At 50.5% G+C, this 16,011-nt stretch carries 15 protein-coding genes and 1 riboswitch; all 15 genes read left to right on the top strand.

Going from position 1 to position 16,011, the window contains the following annotated elements; all coding sequences use genetic code 11:
- The 15 genes from prmC to NYE70_RS15500 all read left to right on the top strand — a co-directional run bounded on the left by prmC (position 1) and on the right by NYE70_RS15500 (position 16,011).
- Positions 1-885 carry a peptide chain release factor N(5)-glutamine methyltransferase gene (prmC, locus tag NYE70_RS15570; protein ID WP_341046782.1) on the top strand — a complete coding sequence of 295 codons (885 nt, stop codon included), beginning with the start codon at positions 1-3 and terminating at the stop codon, positions 883-885.
- Between the two features lie 186 nt (positions 886-1,071).
- A complete protein-coding gene (locus tag NYE70_RS15565; RefSeq protein ID WP_211022690.1) occupies positions 1,072-2,262 on the top strand; it encodes an FtsW/RodA/SpoVE family cell cycle protein in 1,191 nt (396 codons plus the stop codon).
- Positions 2,263-2,714: 452 nt separating this feature from the next.
- Positions 2,715-3,035 carry a MazG nucleotide pyrophosphohydrolase domain-containing protein gene (locus tag NYE70_RS15560; protein WP_213653681.1) on the top strand — a complete coding sequence of 107 codons (321 nt, stop codon included), beginning with the start codon at positions 2,715-2,717 and terminating at the stop codon, positions 3,033-3,035.
- A gap of 431 nt (positions 3,036-3,466) precedes the next feature.
- On the top strand, positions 3,467-4,147 hold the full coding sequence (gene spoIIR, locus NYE70_RS15555; protein ID WP_247681854.1) for a stage II sporulation protein R: 681 nt from the start codon (positions 3,467-3,469) through the stop codon (positions 4,145-4,147).
- 225 nt (positions 4,148-4,372) lie between these two features.
- Positions 4,373-5,545: an L-threonylcarbamoyladenylate synthase gene (locus tag NYE70_RS15550; RefSeq protein ID WP_341046778.1), complete on the top strand. Its 1,173-nt coding sequence runs from the start codon at positions 4,373-4,375 to the stop codon at positions 5,543-5,545.
- 56 nt (positions 5,546-5,601) lie between these two features.
- Entirely contained in the window at positions 5,602-6,465 is an 864-nt protein-coding gene (locus tag NYE70_RS15545; RefSeq protein ID WP_290405489.1) for a DUF72 domain-containing protein, read from the top strand.
- A gap of 28 nt (positions 6,466-6,493) precedes the next feature.
- Entirely contained in the window at positions 6,494-8,530 is a 2,037-nt protein-coding gene (locus NYE70_RS15540; protein WP_290405490.1) for a Na+/H+ antiporter, read from the top strand.
- Positions 8,531-8,644: 114 nt separating this feature from the next.
- A complete protein-coding gene (locus tag NYE70_RS15535; RefSeq protein WP_290405491.1) occupies positions 8,645-9,205 on the top strand; it encodes a manganese efflux pump MntP in 561 nt (186 codons plus the stop codon).
- Positions 9,206-9,261: 56 nt separating this feature from the next.
- Complete coding sequence (locus NYE70_RS15530; RefSeq protein ID WP_341046775.1) at positions 9,262-9,861, top strand: low molecular weight protein arginine phosphatase; 600 nt, start codon at positions 9,262-9,264, stop codon at positions 9,859-9,861.
- Between the two features lie 49 nt (positions 9,862-9,910).
- A riboswitch (ZMP/ZTP riboswitch) is annotated at positions 9,911-9,993 on the top strand.
- A gap of 213 nt (positions 9,994-10,206) precedes the next feature.
- Complete coding sequence (locus NYE70_RS15525) at positions 10,207-10,791, top strand: TIGR01440 family protein (RefSeq protein WP_290405493.1); 585 nt, start codon at positions 10,207-10,209, stop codon at positions 10,789-10,791.
- A 36-nt stretch (positions 10,792-10,827) separates the two neighbouring features.
- Positions 10,828-12,078 carry a serine hydroxymethyltransferase gene (gene glyA, locus NYE70_RS15520; RefSeq protein ID WP_211022683.1) on the top strand — a complete coding sequence of 417 codons (1,251 nt, stop codon included), beginning with the start codon at positions 10,828-10,830 and terminating at the stop codon, positions 12,076-12,078.
- A gap of 163 nt (positions 12,079-12,241) precedes the next feature.
- Positions 12,242-12,880: an SGNH/GDSL hydrolase family protein gene (locus NYE70_RS15515; RefSeq protein WP_290405494.1), complete on the top strand. Its 639-nt coding sequence runs from the start codon at positions 12,242-12,244 to the stop codon at positions 12,878-12,880.
- Between the two features lie 431 nt (positions 12,881-13,311).
- Entirely contained in the window at positions 13,312-13,824 is a 513-nt protein-coding gene (locus tag NYE70_RS15510) for a MauE/DoxX family redox-associated membrane protein (RefSeq protein WP_341046768.1), read from the top strand.
- Positions 13,825-13,857: 33 nt separating this feature from the next.
- A complete protein-coding gene (locus tag NYE70_RS15505; RefSeq protein ID WP_213653687.1) occupies positions 13,858-14,397 on the top strand; it encodes a hypothetical protein in 540 nt (179 codons plus the stop codon).
- 318 nt (positions 14,398-14,715) lie between these two features.
- Positions 14,716-16,011: an ABC transporter substrate-binding protein gene (locus NYE70_RS15500; RefSeq protein ID WP_341046767.1), complete on the top strand. Its 1,296-nt coding sequence runs from the start codon at positions 14,716-14,718 to the stop codon at positions 16,009-16,011.

The raw sequence follows: 16,011 nt of genomic DNA, 5'->3' as shown, positions 1-16,011 counted from the left end.
ATGCCTGACGATAACGGATATGTGTTATCAGGAGCGGTTAATATTTCAGAAGCCCGTAGAGAGGCTTCTTCTTTTTTAGCGGCTCGGGGCGTGCACGAGCCGGATTCCAATGCGGAGCTGCTGCTCCGCCATGTTTTGGGGTTGGAAGGCGCGGCGTATTTGGCCGCGCTGCGCGATCCCTTCCCGGCGGATCATAGAGACGCCTGGGAGGCAGTGATCCGCCGCAAAGCGGCGGGCGAGCCGGCGCAGTACATTATCGGGGAACAGGATTTTTACGGCCTGACCTTCAAGGTCACGCCGTCCGTGCTGATTCCCCGCCCGGAAACGGAGCTGCTCGTGGAGCGAATCGTCCAGATCGGCGATTCGCTGTGGCCCGGCGGCGCCCCGCTGGCCGCCGACATCGGTACCGGCAGCGGCGCGATTGCAGCCGCGCTGGCCCATTTGCGCCCGTCATGGCGCGTATCGGCGAGTGACATCTCGCCGGAAGCGCTGGACGTGGCGGCAGCGAATGTCCGGCGGCTCGGCCTGGACGTGGCGTTCAAGCAGGGGAACCTGCTTGAACCGTTCACCGGCGAGCCGCTGGACATTGTGGTCAGCAATCCGCCTTACATACCGGCGGATACCATCGCGCACCTGCAGCCCGAGGTGCGCGACTACGAGCCGCGCGGCGCGCTCGACGGCGGTCCGGACGGGCTCGCGCCCTACCGCGTCATGATGGCGCAGCTTCCGCTGCTGCCTCGTCCGCCCCGCCTGATCGGCTTTGAGCTCGGGATGGGGCAGGCCGGCGATGTTGCAGAGCTGCTGCGCCAAGCCGGCTGCTGGCGCGAGATCGTCACGGTTACGGACCTCGCGGGGATTGACCGGCATGTGATAGTCATCGCCTGACGGGCGGTGTCTTTTTTCTGTGCAAACAGGGGTAATTAGGACTGGTGTCATCGTCCAATAGACTTTAGCGGGAGTCTTCCTTTACAATGAGAAGGTAAACTATTTGTTCGGCTGGTTGGAGAACGAAGGATGGATGCCTGTTTACTCAGGTCGAAGGAAAAATCGGATGGCGGAGGACGGGAAGTAATGCTTAACAAACTTAAAAAAATTGACTATACGATCGTGTTCATCCTGTTGCTCCTTATGGGCATCAGCATCGCGGTACTCTATAGCGCCACATCGAATACGGCTTACCACGGATATCATATACGGATGGGCGTATACTATCTGCTTGGATTTGCGGCGTTTTTTGCCTTTTCCCTGATCGACTTCAAACTGTTTATCAAGTATTCGCCTTACATTTACCTGTTTGGGGTCGGATTGCTTATCGTAGTATTTTTCATCGGTAATACGTATTACAGCGCGACCGGATGGCTTACCCTGCCGGGGGGACTCAGTTTTCAGCCGGCTGAATTTTTCAAATTGCTGCTGATCCTGTTCCTTTCCTTCATGCTGCTCCGCAAGCGGAAGCCAAGGTTGTCGTTTTGGCGGGACGTCGTGCCGATTCTATTGATTACGTTCATTCCGTTTCTAGTCGTAATGGCGCAAAATGACCTCGGTAACGCCCTCAGTTATTTGGTGATTTTGGCGGGAATGCTGTGGATCGGTAACATTAAATACATGCACGCCCTGATTGCATTAGTAATTTTTGCAGGCTCGGTCTTTGGCGGGATTACCGCATATAAAGTGTATCATGACAAGGTGTACACCTTCTTTGTAGATATCGGACGCGAACACTGGATTGAACGGATTGACCCTTGGCTGGTACCCGAAAAAGCGACCGAAAAAGCCATCTATCACACACGGAACGCCAAATTGGCGATCGCATCAGGCGGTATGACCGGAGAAGGTTACCTAAAAGGAGAGACCGTTCAGTCCGAACGCGTGCCTCTAACCTATTCCGACTCCATCTTCGTAGTAATCGCCGAGGAATTCGGCTTCCTGGGCAGCTCGGTGCTGCTGCTGATCTATTTTGTACTGATACACAGGCTAATTCTCATTTCACTGGAGTGCCGGGATCGCGGCGGACCGTTCCTTATCGTGGGGATCGTAGCGATGTTCCTGTACCAGATTTTCGAAAACATCGGCATGTTTATCGGTCTGATGCCCCTCACCGGGATCACCCTCCCTTTCATCAGTTACGGAGGAACCTCGCTGATGATCAATATGGCCTGCATCGGAGTCGCGATGAGCATTCGCATTCACGGTCATGAAACCGACGAGGAGCAGCAGATGCCTGCCTCCCGTTTCACCAAACTAAAAACGCAAAACCGGTAACACGAAAGCGGCGATTCCTTTGGGAATGGCCGTTTTTTAATAATGTTTATTATTACATCCTTAGAAAAAAAGAATCGAACCTGGAAACGGGCGGATTCCAAAAACGGAGTCCAAATTCAATGGAGTACTTGTGTCCTCCCACGGTGGAAAAATATGAAGATTTGTCTTTCAAATAGTGGACACTCTTCACCGGAAGAGATATACCTCGCCTCGGATTGTTGATTCTATATATAGTGAGTTAGGATTTTTGATATACTAGATGTTGGTGATTGTTGGTGGGCGCGTAAATGTGCGTAATGTCCACTTTTAGGTGGACATTTTGACGATTTGTCTACCTCGGGAGGACGGTGAAATGTGAAGCGTGTTGATTGAATTGCCCCAGGTAGGGAGGCCGGGGGAACAATCGATGAAATTGTTTGAGATAGAGCAATCTTGGTATGTTGGAGGGAAACATGGATATTATTGAATTTCAACAATGGGTGAAGGAATATTACAAGAATCGCAACTGGTCAGACTTAGATATATTTGTCCGTATTGGTTTTCTTGCTGAGGAAACCGGGGAAGTAGCTCGTGCAATTCGTGCATTAGAGATTGGCAGGGATCGTCCGGATGAGGTTGCAGGCACATTTCAAGAAAATAAAACCGAATTAACGGAAGAACTTGGAGATGTTTTAGGAAATCTCATTGTGATCGCAAATAAATATGATATATCGCTTGAGGATATCCTAAAATCGCACAAACAAAAGCTCCAGGCACGTTACGCAGAAAATTAAAATAAACGGGACGTATTTAACCGAACAGCGTACTTGAGCAGAGTAGCGAGTAGCCCCCAATATGACTACTTTTTCATTGAACTAACAGGTAACATTAGTTAAACAACAACAGCGGCAGTTTAAGACTTCAATTATTGAGTCTTGTTCTGCCGCTGCTTCATTTAATGGAGCAGTTTAGAGTAAGGAATGAATTGTAATGAATGGATAGAAGAAAGGGTTGCGTATAAAGGTTATGAGTAAAGATATGAGTAAGGTTATGGTTAATAAATTTTTAATAGATTAATAGGTTTAGCTCTCTTTTAACCGGACATACTGATAGACATCAGGGGATGGAGAAGGGAGTAGCGACGATGCGGGAAGCTGGGAATGGGAATGGCAAGGGAACGGAAACGAGCAGAGGCAAAACAGTAGCTCTTATTATATTTAGTATTATGATATTGATGATGTCCTGGGAGGGACAAAAAATAGATTCGGCAGCAGCCGAAGGTCGGATTCCTCAGGAGTCGATCCGGTTGCGGATTTTGGCCAATTCGGATAAAGCGGGGGATCAGGTCGTTAAACGCCGCGTAAGGGATGCGGTGATTAAGCAGATCGACGGTTGGGTGACCGAGCTGGATAATCCGCAAAGTTTGGATGCGGCGCGCGGCGTCATTCGTGATCATATGGATGAAATTGAAGGCCTGGTAGGGAAGACGCTGGCCGGTAGCGGCAAAAAATATAGTTACAAGGTCGAGTTGGCGGTGGTGCCTTTTCCGACAAAAATGTACGGCAGTGCCGTGTACCCGGCGGGTGATTATGAGGCGTTGCGGGTAACGCTCGGAGAAGGAAAGGGCAAGAACTGGTGGTGTGTGTTGTTCCCGCCGTTATGTTTTGTGGATGCCGGCAGCGGGGATGCGTTGCAAAGCAAAGCGGACAAGGGAAAGGCCGGGGCGGACGCGAAGTCTGCTAAGCAAACATCGTCCGGTAAAGGCGAAGTGAAGACAGCGTCGTCCCAGACAGGTCCTGGTGCCGAGGGGGTTAATCAGGTTGACCCGGAGGAGACGGAAGTTCGGTTCTTTTTGTGGGATATGCTGGTGAAGCTGTGGAACTGGATCGTGGGCTTGTTCTCATAAGAAATCTTTGTGAAATGAACCGTGCGGGGATAGCCTGTGCGGTTCTTTTATATTGGGGGGAGATGGGGAGTGGTCCGGGAGGATCTGGAGCGGATGTTAAGGGGATGAAGGCGCGACTGTTGTGTTGAATCTGAGAAGGGCGGCTCTGCTGAAGGTGGCTAACTTTAAGTGAGGGTTGTTATAATAGAGAGTATATCTTTGAAAAGTTTGGGATGATCAACTGTTATGGGAGACAAGATGATGGAAGATGCAGGTTTTGAAAATAGACGTTCTACCCGTTTATGGGATGTGACTGCCTTGGTGAATGATGAAGCTGGCCAGGGTGCTAATGTTTTAGAGGATTCAAAGGTTATTGCCGCTGAACAATCGTTGGCCGAAGCGGGAGAGGTGCTTGCGGCGGGCGGAACGGTGGCTTTTCCGACGGAGACGGTGTACGGACTCGGAGCGGATGCCCGCAACACGGAGGCGGTGGAGGCGATATTTGCCGCCAAAGGGCGGCCGTCCGACAATCCGCTGATCGTACACATCGCGGACATGAGCCAATTGGACGGTCTCGTCACCGCGGTGAACGAGACGGGGCGCCGTCTCATGGAGGCATTCTGGCCGGGGCCGCTGACGCTGGTGCTGCCAGCGGCCCCCGGCGCCGTCTCGCCTCGCGTGACGGCGGGGCTGGACACGGTGGCCGTGCGCATGCCGGCCCACGATATCGCGCTGCGGATCATTGCCGCAGCGGGCTGCCCGGTGGCGGCGCCGAGCGCCAACCGGTCCGGGCGGCCGAGCCCCACGTTGGCGAGCCACGTGGGCGATGATCTTGCCGGCCGCATCGACGGCATTGTCGACGGCGGGCCCACCGGGGTGGGCGTGGAGTCGACAGTGGTCGAGGCCGGCGACGACGGGGTTGTGACCGTGCTCCGCCCCGGCGGAATCACGGTCGAGCAGCTCGCCCGCCATGCCGCGGGCGGCGTGCGGCTGGACGCCGCCCTGCAAAGCGCTGGCGGCGACAGCGAAGCCAAGGACATGCCGGCGCCTCGCTCGCCTGGCATGAAGTACACGCACTACGCACCCCGCGGTGCGCTGCGTGTAGTGTCCGGGTCCGCCCCCGAGCGGGTGGCGGACCGCATCCAGGCCGAGCTCGACGCGGCCCGGGCGCGCGGGGAGATAACGGGCGTGCTCGCCTTCGACGAGCATCTCCCGTTCTACCGCGCCGACTGCGTGCTATCGCTCGGCAGCCTAACGGCGCTGGAGACGGCTGCGCATCGTCTCTACGCGGCGCTCCGCCGCTTTGACGACAGCGGCGTCACCTTTATTATGGCCGAGTCCTGTCCGCAGGAGGGACTCGGCGCCGCCGTGATGAACCGCCTGCTTAAAGCGGCGGGCCAACAGGTAATCTATGTGTAAGAGAACAAACTCTATAAGGTGATCTGACCTTATTCCCTAAGGAAAGGCGGGGTACTATGATTACAATTGGTTTAACCGGATGGGGAGACCATGAGGAGCTGTATCCTCCCGGGACTCCGGCAAAAGCGAAGCTGGCGCTGTACGCCAGGCATTTTCCGGTCGTGGAAGTAGACAGTTCCTTCTACGCTGTGCTTGGTGAACATACTTACCGGCGGTGGCTTGAAGAAACGCCTCCGCATTTTACTTTTATATTAAAGGCATTTCGGGGAATGACCGGGCATAATAGGGGAAAGAATCCTTACGGAGGACCGGGGGAGATGTTCCAAGCCTATCTCGATTCGATTCGGCCGGTCGTGGAGTCGGGCCGTCTGAAAGCCGTGATGTTTCAATTTCCCCCTTGGTTTGATTGCAGTCCGGACAATGTGCGGCAGCTTCGCGCTGTAAAGAAGTGGATGGGTTCCTTGCCGCTGGCCTTAGAGTTTCGGAACCAGAGCTGGTATGCACCGAATGTTCGTGAGGACACGCTCTCTTTTATGAAGCAGGAGGGCTGGATTCACATAATTTGTGATGAACCGCAGGTCGGGCAGGGCTCTGTCCCGGCAGTCCTGGAGCCGACAAATTCCGAATTGACGATCGTCCGGCTTCATGGGCGCAATACGGGCGGCTGGCTGCAGGGGAGTGCGCCGAATTGGCGGGAAGTCCGCAATCTCTACCGGTATAACCGGGAGGAGCTGGAGGATTGGCGGGACAAGCTGGACATCCTCGAAAAGAAGGGCACCGAGGAAGTTTGCATGATTTTTAATAACAATTCCGGCGGTGATGCCGCTCCAAACGCGATGGAGATGATGAGTCTTCTAGGTCTGAAAACGGCGGGACTGCCTCCGAAACAGATGGATTTATTCGGGGACGAACACGACTGATATTTACTTCGGCAGGGGGAACTGTATTTTGGAAATTTTTGAAATCGTACTCATTATGCTTGTATTGATTGGAGTATCGAATGTACTGAACCGGTTCATTCCGTTTGTGCCGGTCCCCCTTTTACAGATTATTCTCGGTACTTTGGTGGCATTGCTGCCGATCGGCATTCATTTGCCGTTGAATTCCGAGCTGTTCTTACTGCTGTTTATCGCCCCGCTGCTCTATAATGACGGGAAGCGGACGCCTCGGGAGGAGCTGTGGGACCTGAGGGCCCCTATCCTGCTCCTCGCGCTTGGCTTGGTGTTTGTCACCGTATTTGCGGGCGGATATCTGATTCATTGGCTTATTCCGAGTATTCCGCTGCCAGCGGCCTTTGCGCTCGCCGCCATTTTATCTCCGACGGATGCTGTGGCCGTAAGTGCCTTGGCGGGAAGAATCCATCTCCCTAAAGGCATTATGCGGCTGCTCGAAGGAGAGTCGTTAATGAACGACGCTTCGGGGCTGGTTGCATTTAAATTTGCGGTGGCGGCAACGGTCACCGGGGTATTTTCAATTACCGAAGCTACGCTCAGTTTCCTATGGATCGCGATCGGCGGATTGATTTGCGGTGCTATCGTCGCCTTTTTGATCGTATGGCTGCGGGTGTTCATCCGGCGGCTTGGTATGGAGGACGTTACGATACATATGCTGATCCAGATCTTGACGCCATTCGTGATTTATCTGGTGACGGAGGAGCTTGGATTTTCCGGAATTTTGGCTGTCGTGGCCGGAGGGATCGTCCATGCGATCGAACGGGACCGCAACGAATCGATGCAGGCTGAACTCCGGATGGTATCGCAGAATACCTGGTCCGTGATCCTGTATATTTTAAATGGCCTCGTATTCGTCATTTTAGGTCTGCAGATCCCAGGCGCGACAGAAACGATATTTCAAAGCCCGGATTACAGCAATTTGCAGGTGCTTGGATTTATTGGCCTGATTTCTTTGGGGCTGATCGTGCTTAGATTTATATGGGTGTATTTATTCTGGGAAGGCTCTTGGCTGCTTGGCAGCGGGGAAAGCATGGGTAGACCGAAGCTAATGTCCTCTGTGCTCATATCCCTGTCGGGCGTCCGGGGTGCGGTCACGTTGGCTGCGGCGTTCTCCATTCCTTATTTTCTTCAGGATGGAAGTCCGTTCCCTGAACGGGATTTAATTATATTTCTGGCGGCCGGCGTTATTCTGTGCTCGCTGATTATTGCCAGCGTGGTGCTGCCGCTGCTCTCCAAACGGCCTGAGGAAGGCGCCGATCCTGTCGCCGAACGCGAACAGGAAGCCCGGATATCCATGATCCAAGCCGGAATCAAGGCGATCAAGGAGGCAACCGGGGAGGAGAATGAAGCTGCGGCGAGATCCGTACTCGGGAGCTATCACCGCCAACTGATTCAGCTGCAAAACGGGCGGGGGCAAGAATGGTCCGACCGGAAAAGGAACAATGCAATGATGAAGCTAAGGCTTGCGGGGCTGCAAGCGGAACGGCGGGAAATCCAAAATATGCTGGACCGCGGTGAAATTACCGGGGAACTGGCGTCCAAAATCCAAGAGGTCATGAATCAAATGGAGATGGTCATGTCAGGCCGGTTCAAGATGCAGGTACTTGTATCGCTCTTTCGGATTCGCCGCCTGTTTACGAAGCAGTTTCTAAAACGAAAAACGTTGGACCTCCCACCGGAAACGATGGAACAGCTGAAGGCGACAAGACTTCGGACCTCCATAGCTGCGCTTGAAGCCGTCGAGGCACAAGTCAATGAGGAGAATCGGCGGGAATCGATTTTGGTAATAGCCCAGTATAAGGATTTAATCAAGCGCCTACAGGGACATTCGGGGGCGATGGGCGCTATTGAAGATGAAGATGTGTTTAACCAGCATAAAAACGAACTGCGCATCAAAGGCATTCAGGCCCAGCGCAATGAGGTGCAGTCGATGTTTGAGCAAGGGGATATCAGCTGGGCCTCGGCCAATAAGCTTAGACAATACATCAACTACTTGGAGGCCGGCATCCTGGAACCCGGCGAGGAAGAATAACAGTAGAGGTAGTTCTGACTCTTTGAACATTGCAGATGATCACCCCATGTCATGAAACACTTCTTGTCCGCATATGGTTGTACAAGAAGTTTTCGGACATGGAGGAGTGAACGTATGACAGAGGCATTTGTGCGGCTGGGGGAATTGATGACCATTTTGCTTATGGCGGTTGCCTTGGGGATGGACGCCTTTTCCTTGGGGATCGGTATCGGTATGAAAGGGGTACGGCGCAACGATGCCATCCGCATCGGTTCGGCCGTAGCTCTTTTTCATGTCCTTATGCCGCTCACCGGGATTTTTGCCGGTCAATATGTGGGAGTACTGCTCGGGCATCTTGCCCGTTATGTCTCCGGCGGGTTGCTCCTGCTGCTTGGCGCTCATATGATTTATAGTTCAGTCAAAGGCAGCGGTTCTCATTCGATCAATCATCGCACCTTGTGGGGAGTTCTTCTATTTTCGCTTAGCGTCAGTATTGATTCTTTTTCCGTTGGAGTATCTTTAGGGATGTTTCATAGTGATCTGTTGATCACGGTGCTTGCATTCGGTTTCTTCGGCGGACTAATGTCCATAATGGGCTTGGCTCTGGGACGGAGCGTAGGCCGGAGTCTCGGCGATTACGGGGAGGCTGCGGGAGGAGCGATTTTGCTTGCGTTTGGCCTCATGTTTATCTTTTGATACAATAGCAATGATTAGGGATAACAGTAATGGCATCCTTGCGGAGGTGACTGAAAATGCGAATTTTGTTTGTCTGTACGGGCAACACTTGCCGGAGTCCCATGGCGGAAGGGATGATGCGCAAATTGGCTCGGGAGCGCAGCTTGGAAGTGGAGGTACGCTCTGCGGGAGTTGCCGCGGCCAAAGGAATGTCAATATCGCATCATGCGGAGGCCGTACTTCGGGAACAAGGCATTGGAGATCGTATTCTATCGACACCGCTGCATGAGGAATTGGTAGAGTGGGCCGATTTGATCTTGGCATTGACCGAGAGTCACAAGCGGCAAATCATCTATACATTCCCTGAGGCGGCCGATAAAATATATACGCTAAAAGAATACGCCCAAGACGACCCGGCGGTCTTAGCCGAGAGAGAAGAACTCCAGCGGCTTGCGGCCGATCTGGAATTGGACCGGGCACTGGGCAAGAAGCCGGATGAGGCGGCGCAGCGACGTTTCGCCGAGTTGCTGCAGCGGATGCCGGGTTATGACATTTCCGATCCATTCGGAGGATCTCGCGGGGAATACGACCGGACGGCGGCGGAAATCCGTAACGCTTTGATGAAAATACTGGACAAACTGGAGCAGGATCGGTTTGGCGGCAGAGCTTCCGGGTAAAACCCGGTTGCATTTGTTCCGCTTATGTTTTATTCTAAAGCTAGTAATGAAGATCCGATGTGACTGGCGACGAAAGTGGATCAAACCACGGTGGAGCATCGGAACATACGGCCGGTCGCCTGGGCAAAGAGCACGACGCTGTCTCGCGTCATGCTCTTTTTCGTCGTAAATCTGCTTTCTTGTATGCCGTCCCTTGCCGCCTATTTACTCTAAAGGTTGAATTTATTCTCTCTTTGTATGACTTGCTCGAAGTTTGTCGTTAATATGCCTGAGGTTTTAGGTATAATAAAGATAGTTTGTTTTATCGAGACAGAGGCATCTTCGGAGTGAAAGGAGCAGGCGAACATGGAAACGGCAGAGCTTGGAGATATCCGAGGGCAAGTCGCGGAAATTTTGGAAGAGTTAGCGGGAGCCGCAGGGCTGAAGCCCGGGCGTCTGTTGGTTATCGGTGTCAGTACTAGCGAAGTGGCGGGGGTCCGAATCGGCACAGGCGGTGCGGAGAACATCGCCGCAGAGCTGTTCGCTGGCATTGATGAGGTTCGACAAAGACACGGGTTCGATGTCGCTTTTCAATGCTGCGAGCATTTGAACCGGGCGCTTGTTGTGGAGCGGCAGGTATTGGAACGTTTGGGGCTTACGGAAGTGGCCGCTGTTCCGGTGCCGAAAGCTGGAGGTTCCATGGCGGCAACCGCTTATAAGCGGTTCATCGAGCCTTGCCTGGCCGAGAGCTTGGAGGCCCATGCCGGGCTCGACATCGGCGAGACGCTGATCGGCATGCATTTGCGCCGAGTGGCCGTGCCATTTCGGCCGACCCTGCGGTACGTAGGCAAAGCCCGGGTGAACGCAGCCTGGAGCCGCCCGAAGCTGATCGGCGGGGAACGCGCCGTGTACACGCTGCCGCAAAGTCAGGATTCACGGTTATGTGACTAAGTGATTAATTATTTTAGCATAGGAGGACTAAGAAACATGGATCAATTGAGAAAGCAAGACCCGGCGGTACTGGAAGCGATGAATCTGGAGCTCAAACGTCAACGGAACAACATTGAACTGATCGCATCCGAGAACATTGTCAGCGAAGCAGTTATGGAAGCTATGGGCTCCGTATTGACAAACAAATATGCGGAAGGATATCCCGGCAAACGCTACTATGGCGGCTGCGAGCATGTCGATATCGTGGAAAATATCGCGCGCGATCGTGCGAAGGAACTGTTTGGTGCCGAGCATGCTAACGTACAGCCTCACTCCGGCGCTCAAGCGAACCTGGCCGTTTACCTTACGGCTTTGAAGCCTGGGGATACCGTTCTCGGGATGAACCTGGCCCATGGCGGTCACCTTACGCACGGCAGTCCGGTCAATGCTTCCGGCTTGTTCTATAACTTCGTGGCTTACGGAGTTCAAGAGGATTCTTTTCTTATCGATTACGATGAAGTTCGCAAAGCTGCCTTCAAACATCGCCCTAAAATGATCGTAGCTGGTGCCAGTGCTTATCCGCGCATCATCGATTTCGAAAAGCTGGCCTCTATCGCTAACGATGTAGGTGCCCTGTTCATGGTCGATATGGCTCATATCGCCGGACTCGTTGCCGCTGGATTGCATCCAAATCCAGTGCCGCATGCGCACTTCGTAACGACAACGACGCACAAAACGCTGCGCGGACCGCGCGGCGGCATGATCCTTTGCCGTCAGCCATGGGCCGCTGCTATCGACAAGGCCGTGTTCCCTGGAACGCAAGGTGGACCGTTGATGCATGTCATTGCTTCCAAAGCCGTTGCTTTGGGTGAAGCGTTGGAGCCTTCCTTCAAAACGTATGCGGAAAATGTTGTGAAGAACGCCAAGGTGCTGTCGGAAACATTGGTTTCCGAAGGCTTGAACCTGGTATCCGGCGGTACGGATAACCACTTGATGCTTATCGACACCCGCAATCTGAACATCACGGGCAAGGACGCCGAGCATGTGCTTGATTCCATCGGCATCACCGTGAACAAGAATGCCATTCCATTCGATCCGACCAGTCCGTTCGTAACCAGCGGTATCCGCATCGGTACTCCGGCCGTTACGTCCCGGGGCATGGATCAGGAAGCGATGAAGACGATCGGTCAGGTTATCGCGCTTGTCTTGAAGAATTCCAAGGATGAAGCGAGCTTGGCTAAAGCCCGTCAACAAGTGTCCGAATTGACCGATAAATTCCCTATCTATCCGGAACTCAGCTACGAATAATCGAAAATTGTAGTTTTACCGCCCGCAGATCACTGCGGGCGTTTTTTTGTGTTCTTAACCGAATGGAAGTCCCAACCAAGAATACGCGAATCTCCCGATCCTGTCCCGTATTTTTTTCATACTATATTAGATACCGGAATTGATGAGCGGAGGAGGTGTTGCAATGGGTTACCATTACACGGCCATTGGGGATTCATTAACGACAGGCGCGGGAGCCTGGTTGAGCGGCGGATTTGCGCCTGCTTATCGGCGTATGGCGGAGAGTCGCCTCCGTACCTCTGTAGGATATGAAAATTTAGGGGTGAACGGGCTCACCTCGCAAAAGTTGCTGCCGATGGTCCAGAGTGATCCGCGAATGCGGGCGGCGCTTCGGCGGGCCGATATCATCACCGTATCCATTGGCGCGAATGACCTTAGGCCCTATACCAAGGCTATTGCCGACGGATCTGGATTGCAAGGTTCTCAGATACCTCAAGTGTTGAACCGCACGAAAGGAAATGTGCGCCAAATCGTATATAACCTGTATCAAATCAAATCACCGCAGCGGAAGCCATTTATCATTCGGATGGTTGGCGTGTACAATCCGTTTCCGAATATCAGAGAGGCGGGGATATATGCGCGCCAGTATAACGCGTTTCTTACCACACTGGGCGGACCCAATTATCGTGTAGCGAACATTTATCCGGCGTTCGAGGGAAACGAAAGAGAACTGCTTTTTCTGGACGGGGTCCATCCGAACAGCCGCGGTTACCGCGTCATTGCACAAGAGTTGGACCGGCTTGGCTATATGCCACTTCGGTGAATCGCGGGTAGAAGGCAATAAGCAATTTGGAAGGCCGACCAGTTTTGCTGGTGGGCCTTTTTAGTGAAGAGTGAAGGTTTTTTTGGGATTCGTGTAAATACTTCAAAAAAAAGTAATTGACACCAATAGAAAGGAGGATATAATCAAGATAAATGGTAACTTATAACATCTAAGGATCATATCACCTCTTAATACATATTAAATGAGATCATTTCGCTCGTTTGAGCAAACGCTTGCATTTAACTTAGCGAAGTTGGATCACACCTTGTTAGACCCCCTCGGTAATACTTTCTTAGATAAATCACCAGTCGGATTTTTCGGATTCCATAGATTTAATAAGGAAACATCTTCTATTGGCAAAAATGCAAACGATTGCGCAAATTGGCCTGTTTAAGAGAAATGAATACGAGATTAGGAGTTGAGATTAAAAAATGGAATGGTTTGTTTTTATTCAAGTATTTGTAAGCGTTCTATTTGCCGTGTCTTCCGCAGCTAAATTTAGCAAATTATCTTCCTTCAGAGTCACATTAAGGCAGCTTAGAATTACGCCTTTTTGGGCAAGAAATGTCGTAGTAGCCATTCCTCTTTTCGAATTAGTTGTTTGTGTTCTGTTGCTGTTCCCCATTACGTTGCGGTATGGCGCGGTGCTTGCTCTGCTTCTGCTCAGCTCTTTTGCGTGGGCAGGCTGGCGAGCCAAGGGCAGAATGGTAACCTACCAGTGGTTTGGCGGACTTATATCGGAAAGGTTTGGTATGTGGCTGCATACAAGACATCTCGTCCTCTTTCTCTTGAGCATCTATCTCCTAGTAGCACCATTCTCTTCCACGCTAACTATAGCATCTTTCAATGAAATATCCACACTAGTGCTCTCGTCTCTAGGGATCCTGGTCATCTACACATTGGGATTAACGCTGAGACAGTACCATAAGCTCTATCAGGAGTAGTACACATTATCTGATTAAAGGACGTGAAACGGCATGCCGCACATGTTTGATATCTCGTATTTGCTCTTATGGGCCATCGTTATTTTGATCTCTTACGGTGTGATCGTCATTTTAAAGAGCGCCATCACAACCAGAAGTATGCTTTATGAACAGCAAGAGGGTTTGCCTGAGGGAGTAGAATTCCCTCTTAACGGCCGTATTCCTATGGATGGAAGAGCTCTCAGCCTTAAGGAACATGGAAAGCTAGGTACGCTGATATTTTTAACCTCATCCCAATGCCTGGCTTGCAAAAAGCTATACTCGGTCATCAATGATGTGCAGAGGAAAATGCCTGTATACCAATATTTATTCATGATGTCCGGACCGGAGGACGAGGTAAACGCAGCCATAAAGCAATATGAGCTTCAAGTTCCGATTATTCACGTGGAGAATTTTAAGGATCTTCAAACTCCCTTTGTTCCGTTTGGATACTATGTCTCCCCGGATGGCTTGATAAAAGCAAAGGGGATCATAAACAACGAAGAACATCTACAAGCGTTGGTCAAGCATGGAGAAGAGCGGGTTTCTGCGTAGGGTCTAAGATTAGCTAAATCTGCTGTTCATGAATAAGTGGATCTTTTGAGGCTCTTTACTTAAGTTAGCTAAGGTGATTTTGCCTTAACTATAAAAATAAATTTCTTGAAAGGAGGTGAAAAAATATGTGTTCTGGAGCTTATTTGTATACTTATTGTCAGTCTTCTGATAATTGTTCAGGTGGAAAACAACGTTGTTCTTATTATTCTAGCGGCTGCTCAATCTGCAATTGTACTACAACTTGTTAAATTAAAGAAGTCTACCGTCAGCCGTTTAGACGGTAGACTTCTTTAATCTCTGTAAAGGGGGATGGAAGGGTTGAAATTTGCGAAAATATATATAATTGTATTATTTTTAGGTAATTTATTACTCATTACAGCTTGTTCAAATACTAAAGAACAAATAAGTTATACCAGTGATCCGGAGATGAAGGCAACTTTAAAGGTTATGACAATTGAAAGTGAAGATCAATTTATGGCGGAAGTCGGGGATTTCTTTAAGGCCAAGTATCCGAATATTGAAATAAATGTGATTAATTATTTTGGAGATAACTTGGAGAAGACAATGAATGAGGAAAAGCCGGATGTAGTCATACATTCCGTTCAAGATTACGAACAACTTATTGAACAAGATAAACTCTATGATTTAAGTAATTTGCTTTCGAATGATAAATTCAACCTTGAAGGGGTTCATCAGGAGTTTGTTGATTATCTTAGATTGATAGGGGGCGGCAAGCTCTATGGACTTCCTCCAGAATTCCAAACTAAAGCGATTTACTATAACAAAGACTTATTTGATAAATACAAAATACCCTATCCACAGGATCAAATGACATGGGAGGAAATGATTCAATTGGCCAAACGCTTTCCTTCAGGTGATGGGGTGAGTGGTTTATACATGTTGAATTTTTCTGCCTTTGTTGATGATATGGCATGGAGCCGCGACTTAAGTATGATCAATATCAAAGATATGAAGCTGACCATTAATTCTGCATCATATAAGAAGATATTTGAAACTATAGTGGATGCATACATGTCGAAAACAGTAGTAATTCCCGAAATGGACCAGTTTGAAGTATATGATCCTTTTATCAGCGGCACTAGTGCTATGACTGTGGATTATTATTATTACATTAATAACAAGATTAACTGGGCCAAAGCGGAAAAGGGGGATAAGTTCCAATTAAATTGGGATGTAGTATCTGCTCCAGTTGATGAGAAAAGTCGGGACACCTCACCTTACTATTACTTTGGTGGAATTACAAGTATAAATGTTGACTCTGAACAAAAACAGGCAGCTTGGGAACTTATAAAGTTCGTGAATGGAGAAGAGTTTGCAAAAATGAAGTCAAAAACGTCCGGTTTCGTTCCGACTACAAGAACGGATTTTATCTATAATCCTGAAGGGAAAAGGATGGAGGCTTTTTACGTTTTAAAACCTAGGGACAAATGGATGCCCCATGAATACTACAGTGCTCCGCCGAAGGGCTTTTTTGCAGGTATGGAAGGAATCATTAACTCCGAACTAAAGGCTGTAACCGTGGGCGCCAAATCCCTTGATGAAGCTATAGCTTCCATGCAAGAAAGAGGACAGCGATTGCTGGATCAGAAATAG

It is taken from the genome of Paenibacillus sp. FSL R5-0407 (assembly GCF_038009185.1).
GTDB lineage: Bacteria > Bacillota > Bacilli > Paenibacillales > Paenibacillaceae > Fontibacillus > Fontibacillus vini.
This window is presented reverse-complemented; position numbering and strand designations above follow the sequence as displayed.